The 24,659-nt window shown below is 71.2% G+C and carries 28 protein-coding genes and 1 tRNA gene; 14 read left to right on the top strand and 15 right to left on the bottom strand.

Annotation, left to right across the window (positions count from 1 at the left end; genetic code table 11):
- The first annotated feature begins 329 nt into the window (after positions 1-329).
- Both AB0M54_RS41240 and AB0M54_RS41235 read left to right on the top strand, forming a co-directional pair.
- A complete protein-coding gene (locus AB0M54_RS41240; protein WP_364477617.1) occupies positions 330-2,045 on the top strand; it encodes an FAD/NAD(P)-binding protein in 1,716 nt (571 codons plus the stop codon).
- Positions 2,046-2,245: 200 nt separating this feature from the next.
- Entirely contained in the window at positions 2,246-3,274 is a 1,029-nt protein-coding gene (locus tag AB0M54_RS41235; RefSeq protein WP_364316830.1) for a S1 family peptidase, read from the top strand.
- Positions 3,275-3,305: 31 nt separating this feature from the next.
- Here AB0M54_RS41235 and AB0M54_RS41230 read toward each other — a convergent pair whose 3' ends face one another.
- Both AB0M54_RS41230 and AB0M54_RS41225 read right to left on the bottom strand, forming a co-directional pair.
- Positions 3,306-3,812, bottom strand: a complete 507-nt coding sequence (locus AB0M54_RS41230) for a helix-turn-helix domain-containing protein (RefSeq protein ID WP_364477614.1) — start codon at positions 3,810-3,812, stop codon at positions 3,306-3,308.
- A 171-nt stretch (positions 3,813-3,983) separates the two neighbouring features.
- Positions 3,984-4,763, bottom strand: coding sequence for a hypothetical protein (locus AB0M54_RS41225; RefSeq protein ID WP_364477611.1), 780 nt, complete (start codon positions 4,761-4,763; stop codon positions 3,984-3,986).
- Positions 4,764-4,944: 181 nt separating this feature from the next.
- Here AB0M54_RS41225 and AB0M54_RS41220 point away from each other — a divergent pair, with 181 nt between their 5' ends.
- Entirely contained in the window at positions 4,945-5,661 is a 717-nt protein-coding gene (locus AB0M54_RS41220; protein ID WP_364316839.1) for a hypothetical protein, read from the top strand.
- Between the two features lie 168 nt (positions 5,662-5,829).
- Positions 5,830-6,756, top strand: coding sequence for a serine hydrolase (locus AB0M54_RS41215; RefSeq protein ID WP_364477608.1), 927 nt, complete (start codon positions 5,830-5,832; stop codon positions 6,754-6,756).
- Positions 6,757-6,841: 85 nt separating this feature from the next.
- On the opposite strand, the gene AB0M54_RS41210 is transcribed toward AB0M54_RS41215, so the two are convergent.
- A complete protein-coding gene (locus tag AB0M54_RS41210; protein ID WP_364316845.1) occupies positions 6,842-7,411 on the bottom strand; it encodes a VTT domain-containing protein in 570 nt (189 codons plus the stop codon).
- A complete protein-coding gene (locus tag AB0M54_RS41205; RefSeq protein ID WP_364477605.1) occupies positions 7,408-8,202 on the bottom strand; it encodes an MBL fold metallo-hydrolase in 795 nt (264 codons plus the stop codon). The genes AB0M54_RS41210 and AB0M54_RS41205 overlap by 4 nt, the downstream gene beginning before the upstream one ends.
- A 58-nt stretch (positions 8,203-8,260) precedes the next feature.
- Between AB0M54_RS41205 and AB0M54_RS41200 the strand changes: the two genes are divergently transcribed.
- The 4 genes from AB0M54_RS41200 to AB0M54_RS41185 are packed head-to-tail and all read left to right on the top strand — an operon-like array spanning position 8,261 to position 12,380.
- Complete coding sequence (locus AB0M54_RS41200) at positions 8,261-9,232, top strand: diacylglycerol kinase family protein (RefSeq protein WP_364477602.1); 972 nt, start codon at positions 8,261-8,263, stop codon at positions 9,230-9,232.
- Complete coding sequence (locus AB0M54_RS41195; RefSeq protein WP_364316853.1) at positions 9,229-10,188, top strand: YihY/virulence factor BrkB family protein; 960 nt, start codon at positions 9,229-9,231, stop codon at positions 10,186-10,188. The genes AB0M54_RS41200 and AB0M54_RS41195 overlap by 4 nt, the downstream gene beginning before the upstream one ends.
- Before the next feature lie 29 nt (positions 10,189-10,217).
- Entirely contained in the window at positions 10,218-11,618 is a 1,401-nt protein-coding gene (locus AB0M54_RS41190) for a phosphatase PAP2 family protein (protein WP_364477600.1), read from the top strand.
- A gap of 6 nt (positions 11,619-11,624) precedes the next feature.
- Positions 11,625-12,380, top strand: coding sequence for an endonuclease/exonuclease/phosphatase family protein (locus AB0M54_RS41185; protein ID WP_364477597.1), 756 nt, complete (start codon positions 11,625-11,627; stop codon positions 12,378-12,380).
- On the opposite strand, the gene AB0M54_RS41180 is transcribed toward AB0M54_RS41185, so the two are convergent.
- Both AB0M54_RS41180 and AB0M54_RS41175 read right to left on the bottom strand, forming a co-directional pair.
- Positions 12,351-12,977, bottom strand: coding sequence for a class I SAM-dependent methyltransferase family protein (locus AB0M54_RS41180; RefSeq protein ID WP_364477594.1), 627 nt, complete (start codon positions 12,975-12,977; stop codon positions 12,351-12,353). The genes AB0M54_RS41185 and AB0M54_RS41180 overlap by 30 nt on opposite strands.
- Positions 12,978-13,007: 30 nt before the next feature.
- A complete protein-coding gene (locus AB0M54_RS41175; protein ID WP_364477591.1) occupies positions 13,008-13,703 on the bottom strand; it encodes a TetR/AcrR family transcriptional regulator in 696 nt (231 codons plus the stop codon).
- Positions 13,704-13,803: 100 nt separating this feature from the next.
- Here AB0M54_RS41175 and AB0M54_RS41170 point away from each other — a divergent pair, with 100 nt between their 5' ends.
- Complete coding sequence (locus AB0M54_RS41170; protein ID WP_364316864.1) at positions 13,804-14,223, top strand: ester cyclase; 420 nt, start codon at positions 13,804-13,806, stop codon at positions 14,221-14,223.
- A 3-nt stretch (positions 14,224-14,226) separates the two neighbouring features.
- Here AB0M54_RS41170 and AB0M54_RS41165 read toward each other — a convergent pair whose 3' ends face one another.
- From AB0M54_RS41165 to AB0M54_RS41155, 3 genes are all read right to left on the bottom strand, one after another.
- On the bottom strand, positions 14,227-14,619 hold the full coding sequence (locus tag AB0M54_RS41165) for a GGDEF domain-containing protein (RefSeq protein WP_364316867.1): 393 nt from the start codon (positions 14,617-14,619) through the stop codon (positions 14,227-14,229).
- A gap of 35 nt (positions 14,620-14,654) precedes the next feature.
- Positions 14,655-15,611, bottom strand: coding sequence for a tetratricopeptide repeat protein (locus tag AB0M54_RS41160; RefSeq protein WP_364477588.1), 957 nt, complete (start codon positions 15,609-15,611; stop codon positions 14,655-14,657).
- Positions 15,612-15,824: 213 nt separating this feature from the next.
- Positions 15,825-17,315, bottom strand: a complete 1,491-nt coding sequence (locus AB0M54_RS41155; protein WP_364477585.1) for a fibronectin type III domain-containing protein — start codon at positions 17,313-17,315, stop codon at positions 15,825-15,827.
- Positions 17,316-17,482: 167 nt separating this feature from the next.
- Between AB0M54_RS41155 and AB0M54_RS41150 the strand changes: the two genes are divergently transcribed.
- The 3 genes from AB0M54_RS41150 to AB0M54_RS41140 all read left to right on the top strand — a co-directional run bounded on the left by AB0M54_RS41150 (position 17,483) and on the right by AB0M54_RS41140 (position 19,973).
- Positions 17,483-18,499, top strand: coding sequence for a hypothetical protein (locus tag AB0M54_RS41150; protein ID WP_364316873.1), 1,017 nt, complete (start codon positions 17,483-17,485; stop codon positions 18,497-18,499).
- On the top strand, positions 18,499-18,861 hold the full coding sequence (locus tag AB0M54_RS41145) for a hypothetical protein (RefSeq protein WP_364477583.1): 363 nt from the start codon (positions 18,499-18,501) through the stop codon (positions 18,859-18,861). The genes AB0M54_RS41150 and AB0M54_RS41145 overlap by 1 nt, the downstream gene beginning before the upstream one ends.
- A 212-nt stretch (positions 18,862-19,073) precedes the next feature.
- Positions 19,074-19,973 carry a hypothetical protein gene (locus AB0M54_RS41140; protein WP_364477580.1) on the top strand — a complete coding sequence of 300 codons (900 nt, stop codon included), beginning with the start codon at positions 19,074-19,076 and terminating at the stop codon, positions 19,971-19,973.
- On the opposite strand, the gene AB0M54_RS41135 is transcribed toward AB0M54_RS41140, so the two are convergent.
- The 4 genes from AB0M54_RS41135 to AB0M54_RS41120 all read right to left on the bottom strand — a co-directional run bounded on the left by AB0M54_RS41135 (position 19,965) and on the right by AB0M54_RS41120 (position 22,258).
- A complete protein-coding gene (locus tag AB0M54_RS41135) occupies positions 19,965-20,141 on the bottom strand; it encodes a DUF4236 domain-containing protein (protein WP_364316880.1) in 177 nt (58 codons plus the stop codon). The genes AB0M54_RS41140 and AB0M54_RS41135 overlap by 9 nt on opposite strands.
- A 65-nt stretch (positions 20,142-20,206) precedes the next feature.
- Complete coding sequence (locus AB0M54_RS41130; RefSeq protein ID WP_364316882.1) at positions 20,207-20,662, bottom strand: Rrf2 family transcriptional regulator; 456 nt, start codon at positions 20,660-20,662, stop codon at positions 20,207-20,209.
- Between the two features lie 77 nt (positions 20,663-20,739).
- Positions 20,740-21,642 (bottom strand): AraC family transcriptional regulator, encoded by a 903-nt coding sequence (locus AB0M54_RS41125; protein ID WP_364477577.1) that lies wholly within the window; start codon positions 21,640-21,642, stop codon positions 20,740-20,742.
- A 184-nt stretch (positions 21,643-21,826) separates the two neighbouring features.
- Complete coding sequence (locus AB0M54_RS41120) at positions 21,827-22,258, bottom strand: SsgA family sporulation/cell division regulator (RefSeq protein ID WP_014446635.1); 432 nt, start codon at positions 22,256-22,258, stop codon at positions 21,827-21,829.
- Positions 22,259-22,532: 274 nt separating this feature from the next.
- Between AB0M54_RS41120 and AB0M54_RS41115 the strand changes: the two genes are divergently transcribed.
- A complete protein-coding gene (locus tag AB0M54_RS41115) occupies positions 22,533-22,934 on the top strand; it encodes a TIGR02611 family protein (protein ID WP_364316887.1) in 402 nt (133 codons plus the stop codon).
- Positions 22,935-22,985: 51 nt separating this feature from the next.
- Positions 22,986-23,060: transfer RNA gene (locus AB0M54_RS41110), tRNA-Val, on the top strand.
- Between the two features lie 232 nt (positions 23,061-23,292).
- Here the strand turns inward: AB0M54_RS41110 and AB0M54_RS41105 are convergent.
- Both AB0M54_RS41105 and AB0M54_RS41100 read right to left on the bottom strand, forming a co-directional pair.
- Positions 23,293-23,427, bottom strand: a complete 135-nt coding sequence (locus AB0M54_RS41105) for a hypothetical protein (RefSeq protein WP_364316890.1) — start codon at positions 23,425-23,427, stop codon at positions 23,293-23,295.
- Between the two features lie 472 nt (positions 23,428-23,899).
- Positions 23,900-24,511, bottom strand: coding sequence for an HAD family phosphatase (locus tag AB0M54_RS41100; protein WP_364477574.1), 612 nt, complete (start codon positions 24,509-24,511; stop codon positions 23,900-23,902).
- Positions 24,512-24,659: the final 148 nt, after the last annotated feature.

Below are 24,659 nucleotides of genomic sequence, written 5' to 3'. Positions count from 1 at the left end.
CTCCGCGACAGCAGCTACTTGCGGTGGGGCTCGCACGGCCCGCGCCGCAGCTTTGCCGTGGCGCTCTGAGTTCTGCCACCGCCGGGGCTGCGCCGCGAAACAGCCGAGTTGGGCCGTCACAATTCAGCGACTTGTCTGATTTGTCGCGCGCCCACCACCGCCACCCCCACCCCTCTGGGTGGGCAGGAAATGTAGCGGGTGGGTGTGACATTTCGCGCTGGTTATCCACAGGTGGGGGCGTGTAACCGGCAAATCGACCGAACGGCACCGGATAAAGTGTGGCTCCGAGATGGCTTGTCTGGACCGGCATAGCCTTCATTGCCTATCGTATGGATAGGAGTTCGGTCGAGGGGGCGCGGATGTCCGGACGACGGGTTGTGGCGGTTGTCGGTGGCGGGGCGGCGGGAGTGTTGGCTTCCGTGGCTCTGTTGCGCCGGACCGACGCCGATGTGGTGCTGATCGAGTCGGGCGAGCTGGGTGGCGGGGTCGCCTATGGTGCGTCGGCTCGGCCTTGGCATCTGCTCAACTCGCGTGCGGGTGCGATGAGCGCCTACCCGGATGACCCGGGGCATTTCGTGCGGTGGGCCGGGGTGGAAGCGTGTGACTTCATGCCGCGGCGGGCCTACGGGCACTACCTGCGCGAGGTGCTGGATTGGGCCGCGCTGGCCCACCCGGGGCGGTTTCGGTGGGTGCGGGGCCGGGTTTCCGATGTACGTACGGACCCGCTCGTCATCCTCGACGACGGCCGGGAGGTCCGGGCCGACGACGTGGTGCTGGCGCTCGGTAACCCGGTGAGCGGGCAGCCGCCCGGCCTTCCCTCGGCCCTCGGCGAGGATCCGTCCTTTGTGGCCGACCCGTGGCGCCCGGGCGCTCTCGACAACCTTCCGCACGACCGCCCGGTCCTACTCATCGGCACCGGCCTCACCGCGGTCGACGTCACACTCACCCTCGCCGCCACCGAACCCGCGCGCACACCAGGAACCAGCGGCGCCGCCCGGACAAACGCCACGCCACCCGCAGGCGCCACGGCTCACGCAGTCGGCGCGGCAAACATGAACGGCACGGCCCAGGCAGGCGGCACGGCCCAGGCAGGCGGCACGGCCCAGGTGAGTAACGCGCAGGTGAGCAGCGCAGCCGACAAAAGCAGCGCGGTGGGTGGAAGCAGCGCGGTGGGTGGAAGCAGCGCGGTGGGTGGAAGCAGCGCGGTGGGTGGAAGCAGCGCGGCGCCGGCGTGGGGCCAGAAGCCGGCACGCGACCCAGCCGCCCAGTCCTGGGAGGAAGTCCTCTGCGGCGAAGCCACGGTCGGCGACCTCGACGCCGGCCCGGGCGCATTCTGGGACGGCCCGGTCTGGGGCGGCCCGGACCGTGAGCAGGCGCGCGGCCTGAACACCACAGGCGCGAGCGACCGCGTGATCATCGCCTACAGCCGCCGAGGCATGCTCCCCCTGGGTCACGTCGAGCGCCCGGCCGACCTGGACTTCCCCGACCTCACCGGCAAGAGCACCCTGCGGGAGATCATCCGCGCCGTACGCGAATCGGCCTCGACCGCCACCGACTGGCGCGCCGTCGTCGATGGCTTGCGCCCACAGACCGATGCCGTCTGGGGCCGCCTGGCCGACCGGGACCGGGACGCCTTCCTGCGCCACCTGGCCCGCCTCTGGGAGTGTCACCGCCACCGGATGGCGCCTCCGGTCGCCGCGCGCATCGCGCACCTGCGGGAGACCGGGCGGCTGATCGTCCGGAAGGGCGCGCCGCCCGAGGGGCTGCCGAAGGCGGCGATCGTCAACTGTGCCGGCCCGGGGCGGCTGCCGGGCGCGGCCACGGGACTCACCGCGACGCTGCTGCGCAAGGGGCTGGCCCGGGTCGGCCCGTACGGGCTGGGGCTCGACGTCGACCACGACGGGCGGATCCACCGGAACATCTGGGTGCTCGGGCCGTTGCGGCGTGGGGTGCGCTGGGAGACGACGGCGGTGCCGGAGATCCGGTCGCAGGCCCGGGACCTGGCCGAGGAGATCGCCACGACGGGTCTGGAAAGGGCAGCCTAAGCCGGAGCATCCCGAATGAGTAATAAGACCGACGTATGACATCCATGAACGCCCAGCTCAAGGCTTGTTTGACGGGTATCGACGAAACATTGTGTAAACCTTAACGAGCCTTGAGGAACGTATCGACGGCGTTCAATACTGCGTGAGCACCTCCGGCACACCGAACTCCCGGCGTGCCACCCACCCCCCTGGGAGGAAACGTGCTCAACCCGAAGCTTCGCCGACCGATCGTCGGCCTGGCCGTCGGCATTCTCGCCAGCGGCGTCTTCGCCTCACCGGCTGTGGCCGCCCCGCTGAGCGCCGACGCGGCGGTCGCCGCGACGACTCTTTCGCACACCCTCGAGGCTCAGCTCGGCGAGCGCAGCGCCGGCTCGTACGTCGGCACGGACGGCAAGCTGATCGTCAACGTGACCGACGCCGCCACCGCGAAGACCGTCTCCGCGGCCGGCGCCACCCCCCGCATGGTGGAGCGCGGTGGCGCGGTGCTGGCCGCCGCCAACGACTCGCTCAGCAAGGACCTGAAGATCGCCGGTACGTCGTTCGGCCTGGACCCGATCGCGAACCAGATCGTGGTCACGGCCGACAGCACGGTGAAGGGCGCCAAGCTGACCAAGGTCCGCGAGCTCGTCGCCGGTCTCGGTGACACCGCCCGGCTGGACATCGAGGCCGGCACGCTGAGCACGCTGATCTCCGGTGGCGACGCCATCTACTCGGGCGGCTCCCGCTGCTCGCTCGGCTTCAACGTGCAGTCGGGTTCCACGCAGTACTTCCTGACCGCCGGTCACTGCACCAACATCGGCACCACCTGGACCAACGGCTCGCAGACGATCGGCACCCGGGCCGGCACCAGCTTCCCGGGCAACGACTACGGGATCGTGCGCTACACCGGCTCGATCTCGCGGCCGGGCACGGTCGGCGGCGTGGAGATCAGCAGCGCCTCCACCCCGGCGGTCAACACGACGGTCACCCGCCGTGGCTCCACCACGGGTACCCGCAGCGGCCGGGTCACCGCGCTGAACACGACGGTGAACTACTCCCAGGGCAGCGTTTCCGGCCTGATCCGCACCACGGTCTGCGCCGAGCCCGGCGACAGCGGCGGCTCGCTCTACTCCGGTTCGACGGCCCACGGCCTGACCTCCGGCGGCAGCGGCAACTGCTCCTCCGGCGGCACGACCTACTTCCAGCCGGTCACCGAGCCGCTCTCGGTCTACGGCGTCTCGGTCTACTGACGAACCAGAACCGCAGGAAGGAGAGCCCCGCTCACCCGAGCGGGGCTTTTTCCTGAACCAGAGCCAGGTACGCGGCGGTCAGCGAACCGAGGACCGACGGGGTCCCCGAAGGCCGCGGCACCCCGAGATGCAGCTCCCGCAGCTCGTCCATGAACGCGTCCCACAGCGGCGGCCCGCCCTCTTCGAGCAGCTGGGCGCGGATGGCCAGCTCGGGCGACACCGGCAGATGACGCCGCCCCCACGCGCCCAGGTGGGCCATCACCGGCACCAGCTGGATGGCCGGCTCGGTCAGGCTCAGCCGTACCCGCTGCTTGTGGGACGGATCGGGCGCCGACGTGATCAGCCCGAGCTCGGTCAGCTTGCCGATCCGGTCGGCCAGGATGTTCGAGGCGATGCCCTCCTCGGACCGGGTGAGCAGGGCGCGGAAGTGTCGCCGGTCGCCGAACATGATGTCCCGGATGATCAGCAGCGACCACTTGTCGCCGAGCACCTCCAGCGAGAGGTTGATCGGGCATCCCGACCGATGCGCGTCGCCCACGAAACCCCCTACGGATGCGAGACCACTTGCAGTCTACAACCGGTTCGAAAGGGGGTGAAAGTCACGAGGTCCTGGATCGGAACGCGAACAGCCGCTGATCACGGGGGCGGTCGGCGTTTTTCGCGCTTCGCCGCCTGCCCAAAGTATGGGCCGATCGGTCCGAATCGGGCGTTAACGCCCATTGGCCGCCCGATCGTCGGCTTCCTTCTCCTCGCCGCGCCGCTTGAGCATCCGCAGACCGGGCAGTCCGGCGATGGCCAGGTGGAGGTCTTCGGTGACCCCGAGCAGCTTGTGCAGGTCGGGGCCGACCTGGTCGAGCTTGCCGAGCAGCGGCAGGATGTCGTCGACCAGGTGCCGGCGCAGCTCGGGGAAGGTGTCCACCATCCGGATCGCCGCCGAGATCTCCTCCGGCGACAGCTCGTTGACGAAGCGCTCGGCCAGCGGGGCGGCCTTCTGCAGGGTCGGCGCGTACGCGTGCAGCAGCGCCTCGGCCTCCCCGGTGGCAGTGGCCGCCCGGACCACGACGGCCGAGGCGGCGCCGGTGGTGGCGGCCGCGTCCTTGATCACCGCGGTGGCCGCGTCGGTGGCCGCGGCCGCGCCGCCCACCACCCTGGCCGCGCCCGTGGCCACGTTGTCGGCCTCGATGACCAGCTGATTCGCCCCGGCCGCGACGCTCTCCACCTCGGCCACGAGCCGGGCCGCGGCGCTGGCGATCGTGCGGATCTCCAGCATCGCCGCCTCCGCCTCGGCGACCGAGTGGCCGGCCCGGTCGACCAGCGTGTCGGCCTTGTCGGCGACGACCGCGATGCGGGCGGCGAGCAGTTCGGCCTGGCCGAGGACCGCGAGCACCCGGGCCGGCACGCTGACCAGCGTCGCGCCGATCTCGATCACCTGGCCGGCGGTGGTGCGGGCGAGGTCGACGGCGGCGCGGGCGAGATCCAGGATGGCCATGCTGTTCATTGTGCCCACGAGACGCTCGAGTTCACCGGCTGAGCGCCGATTCCGACGCGGTCGGGCACCGGAAGATCAACGTTGACAGCAGGTTAACGAGAATCATACGAGGGGTATACGGCCCTGGTCCTGGCCATCACGTACGGTTGTCGATGCACAACGAAGAGAAGGGACGTGCTAGGTGACGACGGGATTCTGGCAGCCACATCCGCTGCGGACCTTGGCCGGCCAGGCCGGCGAGGTCGAGCTGAAGATCGTGGTTCCCGATCACCGGAGCCGGTCGCTCGGCATCGACACCGCCCGCGGGCCGAACCGCCGCGTCTACTACCTGGACACCCCCGACCTGGCGCTCTACCAGCACGATCTGATCGTCCGGGTCCGCGACCGCCGGCTGGGGCGCGACGACGCCGTGGTCAAGCTGCGCCCGGTCGACCCCCGTCGGGTGCCCGGCTGGCTGCGTTCGGCCGACCGGTTCCAGATGGAGATCGACGCGCTGCCCGGGCACGCCGTCTGCTCCGGCGCGCTCAAACGCCGGCTGCGGCGCGGCGACGTGAGCCGCGCGCTCAAGGCGGGCCGGCCGCTGACCAGCCTGCTGTCCGCGCGCCAGCGCAAGCTGTTCGCCCGGTACGCCCCGTCCGGGGTCGGCCTCCGTGACCTGGTCGTCTACGGGCCGGTCGACGTGCGGAAGCTCAGCATCAAGCTGCGCGGCATCAAGGGCGGGCTGACCGCCGAGCGGTGGCGCTACCCCGACGGCTCCGACCTGTTGGAGCTGTCCACCCGGTGCCCGGTCGACGAGGCCGAGGCGCTCGCCTCCCGGGTGTCGAGGACGCTGCGGGCCTACGGCGTGGCTCCGGCCGAACTCCAGCGCACCAAGACCGAACTAGCCCTCCTGGCCTAGGCGTGTTGCCTATACGCGCTCAGAGCAGCTCTGAGCGCGTGTAGGCAACAGCGGTCAGCGTCACTCAGCGTGAACGGCATGCCGCCCTGCGTCGAAAGTTGGGGCCAATCTTGATCGGATCCCGCCCACGGGTAACGATTCCGGCATCGGGCGCGGCAATATGCATGGGTGCTTCGGACGAAGAGCGTGATTCTGGCCGTTGCCGCCGTCGGAATTCTGGGGGGTGGCGCGCTGGTGGCTGTCGGCATGACCCGCGACAGCGGGGGCGAGGGCGGTGGCGTCCTGTCGTCCGGCGTCGTCGGCGGCCCCTCGAAACCGGCGGCCAGCCCCACGCCGACCGGCCCGAGCCCCGAGGAACTGCGCAAGATCGAGCGCGCCAAGCAGGTCAGGAGCCTGAACGCGGCGTTGAAGAAGTACTCCGCCACGGTGCCCGAGTTCTCGGTGGCCGTGCTCGACCGGAAGACCGGCGAGACGTACGCCTTCCGCGGCTCGGAGGCCTACGAGACCGCGAGCGTCGTCAAGGTGCAGGTGCTGGCCTGCCTGCTGCTCGACGCCCAGGGCGACGAGCGTGAGCTGACCGCGAGCGAGAAGGAGCGGGCCGGGCGGATGATCCGGGCCAGCGACAACGCCGCCACCACCTCGCTGTTCACCCAGCTGGGCGGGGCGAAAGCGATCGGGAAGTGCAACAAGAAGCTGGGCCTCAAGTCGACCAAGGTCGTCACGGCCTGGGGCCTGACCAAGACCACCGTGAACGACCAGGTGAAGCTGCTCAATCAGCTGGTCAACGCCAAGGGGCCGCTCGACGAGGGCTCCCGGGCGTACGCGAAAGAACTGATGAGCTCGGTCAACTCCGACCAGAACTGGGGTGTGCCGGCCGCCGCCGCGAAGGGTGAGAACTTCACCGTGAAGAACGGCTGGCTGCAACGCTCGACCGAGAAGAACCGCTGGATCATCAACACGGTCGGACGGGTCAGCGGCGGCGCCAAGACCGACGTCTCGATCGCGGTCCTCTCGCACAACCACGTCGAGATGCCGGGCGGGATCGCCGTGGTCGAGAAGGTCGCCAAGATGACCCGGCAGTACCTCAAGTACTAACGCCCTCAAGTACTAACGCCCTCAAGTACTAACGCCCTCAAGTACTAACGCCCTCAAGTACTAACGCCCTCAAGTGCGGGCGACCTCAAGTGCTGGCGGTCGCCTTGCGGCGCTTCTGGACGAAGCTGATCGCCCAGTTCACGATCAGGATCAGCAGGACCGCCGCGACGACGCCCTGCCACGGCTCGGGGAAGATCGAGCCGCCGGCCAGGCCGACCCCGGCGTAGACGACCGACCAGAGCGCGCAGGCCGGCAGGTTGGCGATCACGAAGGTGCGCCACGGCAGGCCGGCGAAGGCGGCGGCGAGCAGCACCGGCACCCGGCCGCCCGGAATCAGCCGCGACACCAGCAGCACCTGGACCTGCTTCTCCTTGAGCCTCTCCTTGACCGTGGCCAGGTGCTCCTCGTCCCGCAGCCAGCGCAGCCGCCGGGCCAGCTTCTCGCCACCGGCGCGGCACATCGCGTACATCACCAGATCGCCGACGTAGGCGCCCGCCGCGCCGAACGCGACCACCAGGACCAGCACCAGCGGCTCGGTGTGGAAGGCCAGCGCGGCCGCGCCACTGACCGCCGCGCCGGTCGGCACCACGGGCACGATCGCGCCGAACGCGACCACCCCGAGCAACCAGAACAGTGAGCCCAACCAGGCGATCACGCGGCGTCCCCGGCCGGTGTGGCGGGGCGGAAGGTCAGCGTCTCACCCTGGCGCAGCACGCGGACCTGGGCGTCCGGCGCCTTCTCGGCGGCGAACCGGGCGAACGCGGGCCCCGGGTCGCCGAACATGTGCTGCCGGACCCGGCCCAGGCCGACCGGCCAGAACGAGCCGTAGTGCACCGGCACGGCATGGGTGGCGCGGACCCGGCGCAGGGCCTCGGCCGCCTGCTCGGGGTCGAGGTGCTCGTGCGCGTGCAGGGTCGGTCCCCACCCGCCGACCGGGATCAACGCCAGGTCCAGCGGCCCGAGCGCGGACATCTCGTCGAAGAGTCCGGTGTCCCCGGCGTACCACGTCTTGGAAGTGCCCTCGACGACGAAGCCGAGCGCGACCGACCGCAGGTTGGACCACGGCCCGCGGTCACCCGGATGGGCGGCTTTCACCGCCCGGATCGTCACGTTGCCGACCTTGGTCTCGTCGCCGGGCGAGAGCTCGACCACGCGCTCGGCGGCGGCCCGGCCCAGTCCCTTGGCGATGAAGGCGGCCGACCCGCGCGGCACCACCAGCGTCGGGTGGCCGGGAACCATCCGCAGCGAGGTGAGGTGGAAGTGGTCGGCGTGCAGGTGGGAGAGCAGCACCGCGTCGGGCGGCCCGGGCAGCCGCGGCGCGGGACCGGCCATGCGGCGCAGATGGGCCAGCCGGTTGGTGAGGACCGGATCGGTCAGCACGGTCGTGCCCGCATCGGCCAGCCACATCGTGCTGTGCCCCCACCAGGTGACGCTCGTCTCGCCCACCAGTTCACGGTACTCACCTCGACATGCGGTCGTGACCTGGCTCCGCCAGACTGGCGCCGTGACTGGACCCCGCTCCGCCGTCGTCGTGAACCCGTCCAAGGTCGACGACATGGATCAGCTGCGCCGCTTGATCACTTCAGGGCTGGCCGAGGCCGGGTGGCCCGAGCCCCGGTTCCTGGAGACCACGCCGGAAGACGCCGGCCGCGGTCAGGCCGAGCAGGCCGTCGCCGACGGCGCCGAGCTGGTCTTCGCCTGCGGCGGCGACGGCACGGTGATGGCGGTGGTCACCGCTCTGGCGGGTACGGACGTCGCGATGGCGGTGCTGCCCGCCGGCACCGGCAACCTGCTCGCCGCCAACCTCGGGCTGGCCGGCGACGCGGCGACCGGGGTGCAGGTGGCGATCGAGGGCGGCCGCAAGCGCATCGACGTCGGCCAGGTCGGCGACCAGTGTTTCGCGGTGATGGCCGGCATGGGCTTCGACGCCGAGATGCTCGACGCCACCTCCGAGACGGCCAAGAAGCGGCTCGGGTCCATCGCGTACGTCGGCGGTGGCCTGAAGAAGCTGCTGGCCAACCCGATGCGGGTGCGGGTGGTGATCGACGGCGGCCCGCCCATGCCACGTCACCCGCGGACGGTCATCGTCGGCAACGTCGGCCGGTTGCAGGGCGGCCTGCGGCTGCTCGAGGAGGCCACGCCGGACGACGGCAAGCTGGACGTGGCGATCCTCAGCCCGAACAACCTGTGGCACTGGCTGGCCATCGGCTGGGGGGTGCTGAGCCGGCGCAAGCGGATCCCCCGGATGGAGACCTACCGGGCCGAGCGGGTCGAGATCCGCAGCAACCGCCCCCAGCCGCGCCAGCTCGACGGCGACCTGATCGACCCGGGCAAGAGCATGCAGATCACCATCAAGCCGAAAGCGCTGCTGCTGTGCGTGCCGCGGCCGGCGTCCGACCCCGACCTGGCCTACGACGTCAGCGTGACCCGCGACGCGGCCGAGGGGGTGCGCGCCGCCGCCAAGGAGGCGGAGTGAGCTCCACGGAGCCGGTGCCCGAGACCCGGATGATGCCGGGTGACGAGCTCTCCGCCGACGACGCGCTGGAGGCGATCCGGCACTACGGCCGGTGGCCGCTGGTCCGGGACGCCTTCGTGCGGTTCCGGTACGGCGACGGCTTCAGCCACTCCCGGGCGCTGGCGCTCCAGCTCTGCCTGGCCATCGTGCCGTTCCTCATCGCGCTGTCCGGCCTGGCCACCGACCTGGGCGCGGAGGAGGGCGGCACGATCGTCGCCGACACGGTTGTCGCGCTCACCCCCGGCGCCTCCGAGCCGCTGGTCCGCGACCTGCTCCGGGCCGGCGAGGAGGACGAGGACCAGGGCGAGTTCGCGCTGGTCGTCGGCCTGATCACCGGTCTCGTCGCGCTGACGCAGGCGATGGCGCAGATCGAGCGCGGTGCGAACCGGATCTACGGCGTCGAACGCGACCGGCCCGCCCGGCCGAAGTACATCCGCGCGGCGATCCTGGCCGTGGTCGCCGGTGTGCCCGCGCTGATCGGCTTCCTGCTGCTGGTGGCCGGGGGAGCGGCCGGCGACTCGCTGGCGCGGGAGCTGGGGTGGGGCTCCGCCCTGCGTACCGGGTGGGACTGGATCCGCTGGCCGCTCAGCCTGGTGCTGATCGTGGTGGCCGTGGGCGTCCTGTTCGAGCAGTCGCCGCGGCGCAAGCAACCGGCCCTGTCCTGGCTGCTGTTCGGCGCCGGGGTGGCCACCGTGCTGTGGTGGCTGGCCAGCCTCGGGCTCGGCGGGTACGTGCGGATCAGCGACGACTTCAACGCCACGTACGGCCCGCTGACCGCGATCATGGCCCTGCTGATCTGGGCGAACCTGACCGGCATCGCGTTCTTCCTCGGGCTGGCCTTCGCGGCCCAGCTGGAGGCGCAGCGGGTCGGCGTCACCCAGCCGGCGCCGCCCGACCGGTGGCAGCCGGGAGATTGATTTTCGTGGCGGCCGGGTAACTGGCGGCCGTGTCCGTGTCACGTCGTTTCGGTATCGGCGCCTTCGCCGGCTTCCTGCTGGTGGCCGCCGTCGGCTTCGGGTTCGGCCTGCTCCTGCTGCTGGTCCGGGGCCGGTGGGCGCCGCTGACCGGGTTCGATGTCGCGATCGCCGACGGTCTCAACGCCGTCGTCTCGCCGTACGTCGGCCTGCTGAGGTGGTTCTCCCAGCTGGGCGGCCGCCCCTTCATGTTCTGGCTGGTCGTGCTGGCCGTGCTGGTGCTGCTGATCCGGCGGCGCTGGCGCCTCGCGCTCTACCTGGTGGTCACCGGCGTGGGCGCGCTGCTGCTCGACCCGTCGCTGAAGGCCCTGGTCGGGCGGGTACGCCCGGTGGTCGAGACCCCGGTCGCCCACGCGCCCGGCAACAGCTTTCCGAGCGGGCACGCCCTGGGCTCGATGGTGGTGTACGGCGCGCTCGTCCTGGTCTTCCTGCCCGCCGTGCCGCCCCGGTGGCGCAAGGTCTTCGTCGGGTTCCTGGGCCTGATCGTGCTGCTGATCGGCTTCAGCCGGGTGGCTCTGGGCGTGCACTACACGACGGACGTGCTCGGCGGCTGGCTGCTCGGGGTGGCCTGGCTGGGCGTCACGGCGTACGCGTTCCGCCCCGACTTCATGGACCGTGGCCTCGAGCCGTCGTCCGCCGCCGACCTGCGTCCGGCCCCGGCCCACCACGGCTCCGCCCACCCGTGGCGCGCGGTCTTCCAGATCGTCACCGGCTGGGTGCTGACCTTCGGCCTGGTGTACGTCCTCGGCGTGCTGGTGCGCGGACAGCACGACGACGGGGTGAACCGCTGGCTGCAGAGCTTCCGCACCCCGTCCCTGGACGACCTGAGCTACTTCTGGAGCAAGGCGGGCGACACCCACGCGATCACCCTGGTGCTGCTGATCTCCTGCCCGCTCGCCCTGGCCCTGTGGCGTCAGTGGCGCCCGGTCGTGTTCCTGCTCGTGACCATGGCCGGTGAGATCACCCTCTTCCTGTGTACGGCCGCAGCCGTCGAACGCCCCCGGCCGCGGGTCGAGCAGATGGACGGCCAGATGCCGACGTCGTCCTTCCCGTCCGGCCACATCGCCGCGACCCTGTGCCTGTGGACCGCGATCGCCATCCTGGTCATCGGCCGGGGCCGGGGCTGGTACCGCTGGCTGGCCCTGGTCCCGGCGATCGTGATGCCGGCCGGGGTGGCCCTGTCCCGCGTGTACCGGGGCATGCACCACCCGACCGACGTCCTGGGCGCCCTGCTCCTGACCGCCCTCTGGCTGGGCGTCCTCTGCTGGGCCATCCGCCCGCTGCGCACCGCCGACCCGGTCGAGACGAACGCCGGCTCCGCCTCGGCGCCCGCGCCCGCCGCACCGGAGTCCCCGCCGCGCGAGAGGGTCTGACGGCCGATGCGGGTCATGACGTGGAACATCCTGGTCGGCGGGCAGGACCGGCTCGGCGCGATCCTCGACGTGGTGCGGCGGGAACGGCCCGATGTGCTGGCGTTGCAGGAGCTCAAGGGGTGGAGCGCGAAACGGGTCGGCGAGGTCGCCGGTGAGCTGGGGATGACCGCGCACCTGGCGCCGTCGGTGTTCGGGCAGCCGGTGGCGGTGCTGGCGCGGACGGCGCTGACCCGGACGCGGTCGATCACGTGGCGGCTGCACCACGCCGCGGCGGTGGCCACGGTCGGCGATCTGACCGTAGTCAGCACCCATCTGAACCCGTTCTCGCCGGAGCGCCGTCGCCGGGAGGCCACCTGGCTGGCGGCGTGCTTCTTCCGTACCCGCCGGAAGGTCTTGATCGCCGGCGACCTGAACTCGCTGGACCCGGGCACCGACCACGCCGAGGCGCTGGCGGTCATCGACCAGCGGTATCAGCGTCGTCACCTGACCCCGGCCGGGACCGCCGACACGCGGGCGATCCGGGCGCTGCTCGACGCCGGGTTCGTGGACGTCGGGCGGGGCATCGGGGCCACCGTGCCGACGGCCCGCTACCGGGAGAGGGAGTTCGGGGTATTCCGGCTCGACTACCTGATGGCGAGCCCGCCGCTGGCCAGGCTGACCCGCTATGTGTCGGTGCGGCGGGACGAGGTCACCGATCGCGCCTCGGACCACTATCCGGTGGTCGCTTCCTTTTCAGACGAAACTGAACAGCCGGCGGGATGACAGCCGGTTCAGGCCGACCCGGAAGTGCGCGTCGTCCGGCCGGGTGAAGGCGAGTTCCTCGAAACCACAGTCCTCGAAGTGCGCGCGCAGGTCCTGGGCCGGGTCGCGGTCGTCGTCGGGGAAGTGCCCGCGGGTCCAGATCACCAGGCCGCCGTCGGCGAGCAGCATCGGCATCGCGGCGATCGTTCGGCGGGCGTCGGCCATCGTGACGTTGCCGAAGACGCCGCAGGCCATCAGGATGTGCGCCGGCGCCAGGTCGGCGTAGGTGGCCGGGTCGCCCGCGTCCGCGACCCGGACCCGCACGCCGGACAGGCCCAGCTCGGCGGCGGTGGCGCGGGCCGTCGAGGCCAGGCCCGGATCGAATTCGACGAGTACGGCCGACACGAGCGGATCGCCGGCCGAGGCGAGCACCGGCAGCACGTCCCGGCCCTCACCGGCGCACATCGCGACCAGGCGCAGCCGGCCGTCCGCCCGCGGCGCCTCGGCCAGGGCCCGCCGCAGGTCGCGCTGCACCACCCGCAACCGCCCGGCCAGGGATGACCCCGGGTCGTCGTAGTGCTGGTGCCACTCCTGCCAGTTCTGCTCACCTTGGGCCATGAGCAGGAGTCTGCCCGCACCGGGCGGGCCTCAACCGGGCAGGCGGCGGTGGACGCCGGCCAGCAGATCACGCATCGCGCCGCGGAAGATCTCGGCCTGGAACGGGGCGAGGAAGTCGGTGTGCCCGAACGCCTCGAGCACCACCAGGCCGTGCAGGTGCCCCCAGACGCTGACGAAGAGCGCCCCGGCCGCCGGCGGGAGCGCGCCGATCGCCTCGGCCGGCAGCCGGTCGAAGCGTTCCCGCAGCCCCGCGCTCATCGGCGGCAGCTCCATCCGGCTCAACCGGTCGGCGCCGAGCCCCGCGAACAGGGCGTCGCAGACCACGACCGCGAGCCGCTGGGCGGCGCCGGTGGTGCGGCCGTCGTCCGGCGCCCGGTAGTTCCGCAGCGGCGTCCCGTAGATCAGCTGGAACCGGGCCGCGTTGGCGATGGCCCAGCCCCGGAAGCCCTCGGCGGCGGCGATGAAGGCCGGATCGCCGGGCCGCGCCGGGTGGTCGACCGCGGCCCGCACGGCGGCGGTCAGGTCGTCGTAGGCCTCGACGATCAGCGCCGTGACCAGCTCGTCGCGGTTCGGGAAGTAGTGGTAGAGCGCCTGTACGGTCATCCCGAGATCGCGGGCGACCGCCCGGAGGGCCAGACCGGCCGGACCGCGCTCGACGATCTGCTTGAGGGCGGCGTCGAGGATCTCGCGGGTGGCCGCGGCGCGGCGGCGATCTCTCAGCGACACGCGCCTCACCTTAACGGTGTCAGTTTAATCTGGCACTGCCAGAGGGCGGCTCTTCGTCGCTAGTTTCGGTTCGCTACTCACGTACCTTCAGGAGGACGACATGAACGAGCTCATCGACGGATGGCTCCAGCTGTGGAACGGCGACCTCGGCCGCGCCCAGCAGATCATCACGCCCGGCTTCCGCCTGCACGCGGCAATGATGGACGGTGGTGACGGGTCGGCCGTCAAGGGCCCCGACGGGCTCGCCGAGTGGATCGGCCAGACCCGGGCCGCCTTCACCGACCTCACGTTCGCCATCGAGGTCGGCCCGATCGTCCAGGACGACCACGTCGCGCTGCGCTGGACGGCTTCGGGCACCTACGGCGGGGGCTTCCCCGGCGCCGCGGCCGAGCCCGGCACCCAGGTCGCCTTCACCGGCACCGACCTGCTGCGGGTGGCGGACGGCCAGTTCGCCGAGTACTGGGTCAACTCCGACATCCACGTCCTGCTGGCCCAGCTCCGGGTGACCCCGCCCGCCTGACGATCAGAGGGTGTCGACCACCACGCGGTCGCGGCCGGAGCGCTTCGCGGCGTAGAGGTTGCGGTCGGCCTGGGAGAGCAACGCGCTCGGCGTGCTCCGGCCCTCGGCCGCGGCGGTCACCCCGATGCTGGTCGTCACCGGCAGCGTCCCGGTCACCGGGGCCCACGGGAAGGCCCGGATCCGCAGCCGCAGCGCCTCGCACCGCCGGGCCGCCTCGGCCAGGTCGACCCCCGGGAAGACCAGCAGGAACTCCTCGCCACCCATCCGCGCCGCCAGGACCGGCCCGGTGGCCACCTCGGCCAGCATCGCCGCCACCTCGACCAGCACCGCGTCGCCGGTGCTGTGCGACAGCGTGTCGTTGACCCGCTTGAAATGATCAAGATCGACGATCGCCACGGCCAGCGGGGTACGCCGGACGACGGCCTCGCCGATCAGGGCGGGCAGCCGCTCGCGTACAGCAGCGCCTGCTCCTCGCGCACCCGTGCCCGGATCGCGTGCAGCCCGCGCTCGTCGCACATCCGCAACGCCGCGTCCAGCGCCTCCTGGGTGGCCTCGTGGCGGCCCGCCGCCCGCCGCGCCTCGGCCAGCGTGAGCAGGCACTCGGCGAACGCGTCGCCCTCGTTGCCGAGCACCGCGGTCTGGCCCGCCTCGAGCACCGCGCGCAGCGTCGCCTCGACCGCGTCGTGCCAGCCGGACATCATCTCGACCCGGGCGATGGTGTCCAGCTCGTTGGCGCTGAACGGGGCGCCGCTCCGGGCCTGCACGTCGCGCATGTGCTCGATGTAGCCGCGCGCGGCCGGCTCGTCCCCGGTCTCGGTCGCGGTGTAGGCCAGGTTGTTGAGGATGTAGAGGGTCAGCTCGTGGTCGCCGACCGCGGTCGCCACCTGGAGCGCCTCCCGAAACCGGCGCTCGGCCTCGGCGCTGCTGCCGGTCTCGTCGAGCGCCGTGGCCAGCGACAGCAGATGCCGGGCCCGGATCACCGGCGCCACGTCGTCGGTGAGGTGCGCGACGCACTGCACGGCATGGGTCAGCGCGGTCGCCGAGTCGCCCACCTGGCGATAGAAGATGGCGATCTCGCGGTGGGTGCGGGCGATCAGGTACGGGGTGCCGTTGCGCTCGGCCCAGGCGAGCACCTGATGCGCGGCGCGGCCACCCTCCCCGGACCGCCCCTCGCGCAGCAGCGCCCCGGCGACCAGCAGCCGCGCCCGGTTGGCCAGCTCGTCGTCGCCGATCGCCACGGCCCGGCGCTCGGCCGCGGCGGCCGGCTCGGGCAGCGTGCGGAACTGCGACATCGGGCGGCTCTCCAGCTCCGCCACGAGGGCGGCGAGATCCGCGCGCCCGCCCGGATGAACGGCGGCGCTCGACGTCGGTGCCGCCTCCGTTGTCACCGAACCTGCTTTCCGTGATGGCTCCCTGTCCGCCCACGATGCCGGGCCACGGGTTCCACCACGGTGTGTTCGGGGTGCAGAACGGTTGCGGGACGCTTTGCTGTTCCCATGCCGGGTCGTGCTCGCCTCCAGCAATCAGCCGCCGGCCGCTACGAACGCTCGGACGCGTCTGGGTTGGTGCTTCAGCGGTCGGTGCTTCCAGAGGGCGGTGCTTCAGCGGTCGGTGCAGATCGGGTCGGTGGCGGCCACCCGGTCGGAGGAGTAGACGACGGCCACCGAGAAGCAGTAGTCGAGGCGGTCGTTCAGGCCGTACGCGATGTAGTCGGAACTGCCCGGCGGCATCTGCTGGAAGACCTTGCGCTCCTGGCCGGCCCGGCCGCCGGAGATCAGCACGGGACCGTCGGCGCCCTTCGGGTAGACCCAGGAGATCACCACGGCGTCGCGGTTGTCGCGCAGCTTCAGCCCGGTGGGCGCGCCGTCGCTGCCGCCGGCGCCGGTCGGGCCGGACGGGCTGGGCGTGGGCCGGCCGGACGCGGTGACGGCGGGTGCGCTGGTCGCGGTGGCCGGTGCGGCCGCGGGCGGCGTCTCGTCGCCGCGGGGGAGCGTCGCCGCGACCACGGCCGCGGCCACCCCCACCCCGGCCACCAGCACGGCGGCCAGGATGAAGGGCTGCCGGGAACCGCCCGACTCCGGCTTCTCCCGGCGTACGGGGAGCAGGTCGCCGGCGGGGGCGCTGCCGGTCGGGACGCGGCGTCCCTCCGGCGTGTACTCGGGGATGCGAGCGCCCGGCATCGGCAGCGGCGTGTCCGCGCGCGCGTGCCGGCCGCTCAGGTCGCCGGGCGCCTGATGCACGTCGCTGAGGTAGAGCGGTTGCTGGTAGAGCTTGCCCTTGGGGTCGGTGGGCCGGTTGTCCGGCTCGGGCTCCGCGGGCGCCGGCTCCGGCGGGGCGTCCGGGCGGTACGTGGTCTGGTCGGCGGCCGGATCCGGGCCGTCCGACCCGGTGACCCGGCCGCACACGTGCTTGCCGGTGGCGGGGGCGCCGGCCAGCCGGTCGACCTGCTGCACCAGCGGGTGGCCGGCCGGCAGGTAGCGCGCGCACAGCTCCTGCGCCATCGCCACGTGCTCGGCCGCCTCGGTGCGCCGGCCACACTCGCGTTCCATCACGGCCAGCCGGGCCAGCATCTTGATGCCGGCCGGGGCCGAGTCGCCGTACGCGTCCCGGTGTCGCGTCCAGGCGCTCTTGATCCGGTTGCGGGCCACCGTGCACTGTCCCGAGTGGTGCTCGGCGGTGGCCAGATCGGCCTCGGCCGCCAGCACCCGGGCCGAGTCGGGCGGGTCCACCGCCTCCAGCGCGGCCAGCAGGTCGCGGTAGACCTGGGCGGCCCGGCCGTGGTGACCGATCCGGGAGAGCACCGCGGCGTGGGTGGCGGCGGCCGCGACGGCCCGCTCGTCCCGGGCGCCGTGCAGGCGTTCCTCGGCGGCGTGGGCGAAACCGGCCCACAGCTTCGCGGCGTGCGGGTCGCCGAGCGCGATCAGCACCCGGGCCTGAAGGGCGGCGGCGGTGGCCAGGTCGGGGGAGGCGCGGCGCGGGTCGGTGTCGGACTGGTCGAGCGCGCCGCCCAGCACATCGCGGGCCGCTTCCAGCTCGCCCGCGGAGGTCAGGCTCTGAGCGCGGGCGGTCACTTCGGCGAGCGGCGGGGCCACGTGCCCATAGTGCTGGCATGGACACAGTAAGTACAAGTCTCGCTGGTCGATGTCGTCGGCGCCTTAAGGTTGCCTCTTGGTGCACACTCCTCGCCACCCGGCCGCCGGATGCCGCGGGCGGGGATACTGGAGCCCGGTCTGGCAGCGCGCAACCCAGGGGGTCGGCCGTGGCATGGTACAGCTCGCTGATCGAGTCCGAGCAGGTCAGCGCCGCTCCGGAGCAAGCCGGTGGGCAGCCGTCGCCGCCGGCGATCAGTGGCCGCGCCCAGGCGCTGTTCGCCCTCCAGGGCTCCGCCGGCAACCGGGCGGTCGCCCGCCTCATGGAGCCCGCGGGGCACCCGGAGAGCGAGGAAGCGACGGTGGCCGAGCCGGAGCCGCCGGGCGAGTTCAACGAACTGTCCCCCGAGGAGTCGGAGCCGATGTCGGCGCCGGCCGCCGAACCGGCGGGCACGGACACGGCCGCGCCACCCGTGTCGGCGCCGTCGGCCGCTCCGGCCGCGCCGTTCCACATCGGCGGGCCCACCGGTCTGTGGTGGCTCGACGGTTTCTCCCCGGCGGGCTACAAGACCAGCGCCACCCTGAGCACCAACACGCCGGCCGCCGGGACGTTCGCCTGGACCGTCGTCGGGCCGCTCGGCCTGAGCGACCCGGCCGTGGCCACCCCGACGGTCACGACCACCGGCGCCAGCACGGCGCGGCGCGACGCGAAGATCTCGGTGACGCGGACGGCCGGCGGCAAGACCCAGAAGGCGTCCTACAAGCTCACCGTCCTGGCCCCGGACGCCCTGGGGCACCTGCGGAACGTCGACGCCGCCGACGGCGCCTTCGGCTACGTCAGCCACGTCCACTACAAGATCCTCGACCAGTTCGGGACCACCCTGCCGAGCGCCGTTCCGATCAACGAGCACTTCACGGCCGCCCCGACGGCCGACGCGGCCGGCATGGACTGGCGCCGCGGCAACGAGGGCGCCGTGCTGGCCGGCCCGGCCGACTGGATGGACGTCATCCAGGGCGAGTCGTCCACCCACACCCCCACACCGGTCGGCCCGGCCCACGCCAACGCCGGCGACGCCGTCTACCACTGGCCCGGCGAGTGGCGGGTCGGCTCGCTCAGCATCGGCCTGGGCCGGCGGGTCAAGTCGGTGACCTGGCAGAAATACCGCGGCCGGGCCAGGCACACGTGATGAGCGACCCGCCGTACGCCTGGGGGCCGCCGGCCTCGTCCTGGCAACTGGGCCTGCGTGCCACCCGCCCCGGGCACCACGTCGAGCTCTACGCGGCCGTCCGGCGCACCGGAGAGGCGATCCTGCCCGCCGGCACCCTCACCTTGCAGACCCGGACCAGCGACGGCGCCATCACCGAGGACGGCAGCGGCCCGCGACCCACCACCGCGCTGCCGCTCGCCGAGACGGTGACCGAGATCGCCGGCTGGCGCCTGCCGCCCGACGACGGCGCGACCTACCGCGCGACGTTCATCGTCCCGGACGGCGGTCACGCCCTGGAGTCCGGCTGGGTGAGCGTCGCCGAGAGCCCCGGCACATCGTGACGAGGCGGCCCGGTTCGCGACGCGGCGGGCACGCTGCCTGAACCCGGCATCTCGTTTCCGGGAGACGCTGAGGAGCCGCGGTCCGCACGATCCGGCGGAACCTGCCGCCGAGCCCCAACTCGAGACCGGTGAGCCGATCGCGGCCGCGGGGATCAGCCTCACGACATTGAGCCGGATGGCCGAGAACCGGCCTGGCCACGGTAGAAAGGGGCATGACTGTCGGCGAGCTTAAGCGCGAGGTGCTGGTCCGGCACCTGGAGACCTGGGCGCCGGCGGCGCTGCACAAGCGGCGGGCGACCTATCTGCACGGTGGGGCGGACGCTGACGGCGGGGCGCTGGCCGAGGCGGCGCTGCGGGTCTTCGCGGAGCAGTCCGACCTGGTCCGCGGGCGTGAGCTGACGATGGTGGCGGTCGGTGCGGACACCGCGGAGGTCGAGCGGCGGCTCGCGGCGGTGGGCGTGGACAGCCCGGGCCTAACCGTGCACGTCGTCGCGGGTGGGACGGATGCGCGGCTGACAGCCGCGCTGAAGGCGGTGGGTGCTGCGCGCGTACCTCTGCTTGGATTTTTTGAAGCTCTTGATCCGCTTTCGCCGGAATCGGTCGCGGCGCTCGCGTCGGGCAAGCCGGCGGAGGCGATCTTCGCGCTGGCGCCGGGGGCGGTGACCGACGTGGACGCCTATCGGTCGGCGCTCGGGGAAGGCGGGTTTCCGCTGGTCGCGGCGGTGGAGCTGGCGACCGGGGACGAGCCGGGGGAGTTGTTGGTCTTCGCGACCACGCAGGGTAAGAGCCTGGAGGCCTTCAAGGAGACGCTGTGGGCGGTGGACGAGTTCGCCGGGGTGCGCTATCGCGACCCCGGCGACCCGGAACGGCATCTGATCGACATCTCGCTCACGCCGCACCCCGGGCCGCTACGCCGTGAGGTGCTCGCCCACCTGGCTTCCGTGGGTGCCGCCACGGTCACCGAGTTGCGGACGTTCGCGCTGACCGAGACCGTCTATCGCGCCGCCGACGCCGCCCAGGTGGTGCAGAAGCTGGTGGCGGCGGGCGCGGTCACCCGCGACCCGCCGGCCGGGCGGCTCGGCGGCGACGTGGTGATCCGGCCGTCAGCGTGACTTGTCCTGCTTCCAGGACAGCGGGCCGGGCAGATCGACGCGGTGGGCCTTGGCGCGTGAGTTCCACGACCAGCGGCCGATCTTGATGCTCCAGGACGAGAAGCCGTTCTGGGTGAAGTTCAGGATCAACGGGCCGAACTTCTTGCGTTGACGGAACAGGACAGCCATCGGAATGTCCTCCTTGGACTTCGCCTCGATGGATGTCTCTTTCCCGATGCTCCTGATCTACAAACTCACCGCGGCTGCCACGCGTCCGGGCGGGTGGTCAGCTTGCGCACGTGGGCCGGCATCCGGCCGCTCAGCAGCTCGGCCAGGCTGACCTCGTCGACCACCTCGCGGACCGCCGCGCGGACCGCCACCCAGAGGTTCGGCAGGTTCTCGGCGGCGCCGGAGTACTGCGTCTCCTCGGGGCGCATGCCGCGGACCCCGGCCAGCGGACCGTCGACCGCGCGCAGGATCTGGCCGATCGTGACGTCGCGCGGCGGCTGCGACAGCGTGTAACCGCCCTCGGCGCCACGCTGCGCACGGACCACCCCGGCTCGGCGGAGATCGGCCAGCACCGCTTCGAGGAACTTCCGCGGCATCTCCTGGTCCTGGGCGATGGCCTGGGCGGACATGAGGGACGGATGAGCTTTCGCCAGGCTCAGAGCGGCCCGGACGGCGTAGTCGCCACGCGCGGAGATCTGCACCCACCCATCATGCCGCGCCGGTTCCACTGCTGGTAATGCCACCCCCAAAACCATGGGGATATAGGGATTACCGGTGGTTACCCGCCGGCGACACGCTGCTGTGGGACCTGATGGTTCGAGCCGTCCCGGACCGCCAGCCGGAAGTTGCCCGGGCTCTGCCCGACCTCCCGGTGGAAGAACCGGCCGAAGTTCGTCGGCTCGGGGAAGCCCAGCGACCGGCCGACCTCGGCGACCGAGTCCTCGGTGCACGCCAGCAGCCGGCGTGCCTCCAGCGCGACGCGGTCGTCGACGACCTGCTTGGCGGTGCGGCCGGTGATCGCCAGACTCGCCCGGGTGAGGGTACGCACGGAGCACCCGAGATCCTCCGCGTAGTCCTCGACCCGGCGGCTGCTCGCATGACCCTCCTCGAGCGCCCGGCGGAACCGGGCGAACGTGCGGGCCTCCGCGCTCGGCGGTGACTCACCGTCCGGCCTGGTCAGCAAGGCCATCCGGAGCAGCAGCGCGGCCAGCTCGTGGCGGACCAGCGAGGCCGCCACCGGGCCCGGTGGCAGTCGCTCGAGATCGTCCGCCAACCGGGTGAATCCGGCGCCGATCACGTCCGCCTCGTCGCCCGCCAGGTCGCGGCTGGCGGTCGGGCCGGCATCTTCGACGGTGAGGCCGGGCAGCTGCTCGCCGCTGAGCAGGTCGCGTTCCCAGGAGACCAGGCTCGCGTCCAGGCCGGGCTGGCCACCGAAGCGCAGGGCCTGGCCGGGCCGGATCCAGACGACCGTGCCCGGATGGCAGCGGCGGGTGTCGAAGTCGATCTCGATGGTGCCCTGACCGACGGTGGTCAGGACCAGAAGGTGATAGCTGAGACGCCGCGGGGTGGGCTGCCGGACCGCCAGGTCGGTCTCCGGCAGAGCGCAGGCGCCGACGCCCGCCCAAGCCGGGGCGGGTGGCGTTCCGGCGGGTCGCCGGGTGCGGTGGCCGATCGAGAACATCGAGGCGACCGTATCCGCTGGTGACAAGGGATGCACGTGCTACTTGAAGAGAGATCGTTTTGCTGAGCGGAAACGGTCGATAACCGTACGTCTGGGCGTTTTCTGTTTTTGACAGTAATGACCGTTATAAGCAAAAGGCCCGCATGGAGCGGCAGTCTCCACACGGGCCTCATGCAATTGCGATTTATCTCCCGGCGAGCAGCCGGTTCACCGCCGCGTCCACGTCGAGATGGTCGGATTCGCGCCCCCGGGGCACCACCACATAGGTGCGACGGAGGAACCGGACCAGAACGCTGCGTGGTACTTCGAACAACGCGTTACCGTCCGGGGATGACAGCGCCAGAGCGACGAAATCACCCCTCGGTGTGGCCCACGGCCACACCCGGACGTCACCGATCCCGGCCGGCTCATCGAGCCCCGTGACCAGCAGTTCCCGTGCGAAGGACCAGCTCACGGCTTCCCCACCGGCTGATTCCGCGTGGAACAAAACATGGACCGCATAAGGATCAGCGGGGTCGTAACGGAGACTGGCGCGCACGGGCAGAGCCGTGGCGTCAGGCGCTACGAGCCGCAGCGAGGTCTCTACCTCGACGGTCGTCGGACGAATGGTACTCATGGACGAACTCCCCCCGGCACCGCTGCGAGGTCGGTAACCCCGCGTTTCCCATACTCAGGTGATCCCTGTCGTTACGCTCCGCCATACGCTGATCTCACCCAGTAGTGGGAAGACGGTGCCGAATCCGTCCCGAAACGGGTCGAAGAACGCTATCTTGTCGGCCCTGCCCAAGTACTCGGTTCCGCCCGGTGTCGGGTGGTCCAGTCGTTGACTTACTCCGGTAACGTCCATTCCTCCCGGGTAGTGACGGGGCTCCGGAACACTGGGGGATGAAATGGTCGCGAAACCCGACAAGCAGGGCCACTCCGTGGGAGTCCTGGACAGAATCCGTTCCACTCCCGCCGGCCGCCACGCCCTCAAGGTCGGCGTCGGCATCTTCGGCGGCCTCGTCGTCGCCATCGGGATCGTCCTCATCCCGTTCCCCGGCCCCGGCTGGGCGATCGTCATCCTGGGCCTGGCCATCTGGGCCGTCGAGTTCGCCTGGGCCAGGAACCTGCTCGTCTTCACCCGGCGCCACGTGCAGTCCTGGACCCACTGGATCGGCCGCCAGTCCTGGCCGGTCCGGTGCCTGGTCGGCATCGCCTGCATGATCTTCGTGAGCGCGATCGTGTATGTGTCGGTCCGCCTCAGCTTCGGCATCGACCTGATCCAGGTGGCCCGCGACTGGCTCGCCTGACCCCTGATTAGGAGGCGGTGTCAGGGTTCCGGTATTGTTCGGTGCGTTCCCGGGCGATTAGCTCAGCGGGAGAGCGCTCCGTTCACACCGGAGAGGTCACTGGTTCGATCCCAGTATCGCCCACCAGCGTCTGTGCAGGTCAACAGCTCGTTACCGCAGTTCAGGTAACGGGCTGTTTGCTTGTAGCTCCTTACGTTGGGAGCACAGGGGGAGCGCAAGATCATCTTGAGCGGTCCGGGTCAGCGGTCTGGTCATCGACGGTGCGCAGGCGGGCGATGCATCTCTTCGCCACCGATCCCACCATTCCTAACGTGAGCCGGATGCGGCGCCGGGCTGGATGGGCGGCGTGCGCTGTTGCTCAGGTTCCGCAGAAGGTCCGGTAGGCGCCGAAGTCGGGCGGCAGCGGCGTACCGCTCGAGGTATGACGGGCGAGCACGAGTTGGCGTTCTGTGTCCCGGGCAGGCTGCGCCGGCGGCGTGATCAGATCGTGCATCACCGACGACGCTGGCTGTCGGCCTGGTGTTGGTGCAACCGACGACGTCGTCGATCTTCTGGCTGGATTTCACCGCCACTGCGGGTTGACCTTAAGACGCTCATTGACGTCCAGGGAGCCCGGACCGCAGCGGTGGACCGGGCTCCCGGCGGGGATGGCCTTCCTGCGGGTGTGTCAGGCCGCGTGGAGGTGTCGTTTGGGCGTGGGGCGGGTGGCGTGGCTGTTTTTCTAGCGGGTTTGGAGGCTGGTGGTGACCGCTGAAGGTGGGCGTCCGCGCCCGACCGGGACCTCACGCGGGCCCTCCTATGCCAGAACTCGCCGGGCGGACGAGGTTCGGCTACGTGCTCGTTGGCCCCGCCGCTCCGCCCGTTGACGGCCACGCTCCGTCGATAGCATCCACGTGAAGGGCGAGACTCGGCGCGTTATTCTGCCGATGAGAGGGTGTCCACTAGCACGCCGGTCGACCGTGGAGTCAACCCCGTTGATCCCGAGGGATGTGGAGTTTTTCCAGAGCTCGCCGAACCTGATCACTGTCTCGAAACAAAACAGTCTTCATTCCGATCCGCTCCGCCGGCGCGAGCGCCCATTCCTTGTCATCCACGAACAAGACCTGCTGAGGCTCCGCCCCAATTTTTTCCAAGAGCATCTTGTAAATATCGAGGTGCGGCTTACGAACGCCTACCTCATGCGAGAACACGCCGCCTTTGAACAGCCGGAGGAAGTGGTACCGCCGCTCGATCGCCTCAACGCGTTCCGCCACGTTGTCAGACAGATAGTACAGGTCATAGTCCTGCGAGAGGTCTTGGATGAGGTCCCAGGTTCCTTCGTTCAGGCGGTAGCCGTCTATCCACCGCGCCGCGAGCTCGGGCCCTGACGCCGATAGCCCCAGCGCCCGCCGGAAGGCAGCCCAGAATTCGTCCCGGCTCATCCCGCCTTCGCGGTACCTGCTTCCGAGACTCCCGTTGAGAAGCTCACCGGCGCGTGCCGGGTCGACACCGGATGTTCGGTTGAGGTGCTCGATAAATTCTCTGGTGCCGTCACTGAAAAGCACACCGCCAAGATCGAAGGCCAACACGCTAATCACCGGCACATTCTACTGTAAAGGCGCCTCAGATCGATCGAAGTCCATGCACTGAACTGCCGTTGCGACACGAGGTCGCACTTTGCGAGTGGACTCGCAGTTAGGAGGGTCGACATGGTGTCGGCTGTGTAGTTCCGGGCGCGTGCTCGAT

It is taken from the genome of Actinoplanes sp. NPDC051470 (assembly GCF_040682035.1).
GTDB lineage: Bacteria > Actinomycetota > Actinomycetes > Mycobacteriales > Micromonosporaceae > Actinoplanes.
This window is presented reverse-complemented; position numbering and strand designations above follow the sequence as displayed.

Coding starts and splice junctions, on each gene's coding strand:
- AB0M54_RS41105 (WP_364316890.1), bottom strand. CDS start 23,427: ATGCACGATCTGATCACGCCGCCGGCGCAGCCTGCCCGGGACACAGAA.
- AB0M54_RS41135 (WP_364316880.1), bottom strand. CDS start 20,141: ATGGCTGTCCTGTTCCGTCAACGCAAGAAGTTCGGCCCGTTGATCCTG.
- AB0M54_RS41240 (WP_364477617.1), top strand. CDS start 330: ATGGATAGGAGTTCGGTCGAGGGGGCGCGGATGTCCGGACGACGGGTT.
- AB0M54_RS41115 (WP_364316887.1), top strand. CDS start 22,533: ATGGTCGCGAAACCCGACAAGCAGGGCCACTCCGTGGGAGTCCTGGAC.
- AB0M54_RS41170 (WP_364316864.1), top strand. CDS start 13,804: ATGAACGAGCTCATCGACGGATGGCTCCAGCTGTGGAACGGCGACCTC.
- AB0M54_RS41180 (WP_364477594.1), bottom strand. CDS start 12,977: ATGGCCCAAGGTGAGCAGAACTGGCAGGAGTGGCACCAGCACTACGAC.
- AB0M54_RS41185 (WP_364477597.1), top strand. CDS start 11,625: ATGCGGGTCATGACGTGGAACATCCTGGTCGGCGGGCAGGACCGGCTC.
- AB0M54_RS41225 (WP_364477611.1), bottom strand. CDS start 4,763: ATGGCCATCCTGGATCTCGCCCGCGCCGCCGTCGACCTCGCCCGCACC.
- AB0M54_RS41125 (WP_364477577.1), bottom strand. CDS start 21,642: ATGTTCTCGATCGGCCACCGCACCCGGCGACCCGCCGGAACGCCACCC.
- AB0M54_RS41145 (WP_364477583.1), top strand. CDS start 18,499: ATGAGCGACCCGCCGTACGCCTGGGGGCCGCCGGCCTCGTCCTGGCAA.
- AB0M54_RS41120 (WP_014446635.1), bottom strand. CDS start 22,258: ATGAGTACCATTCGTCCGACGACCGTCGAGGTAGAGACCTCGCTGCGG.
- AB0M54_RS41140 (WP_364477580.1), top strand. CDS start 19,074: ATGACTGTCGGCGAGCTTAAGCGCGAGGTGCTGGTCCGGCACCTGGAG.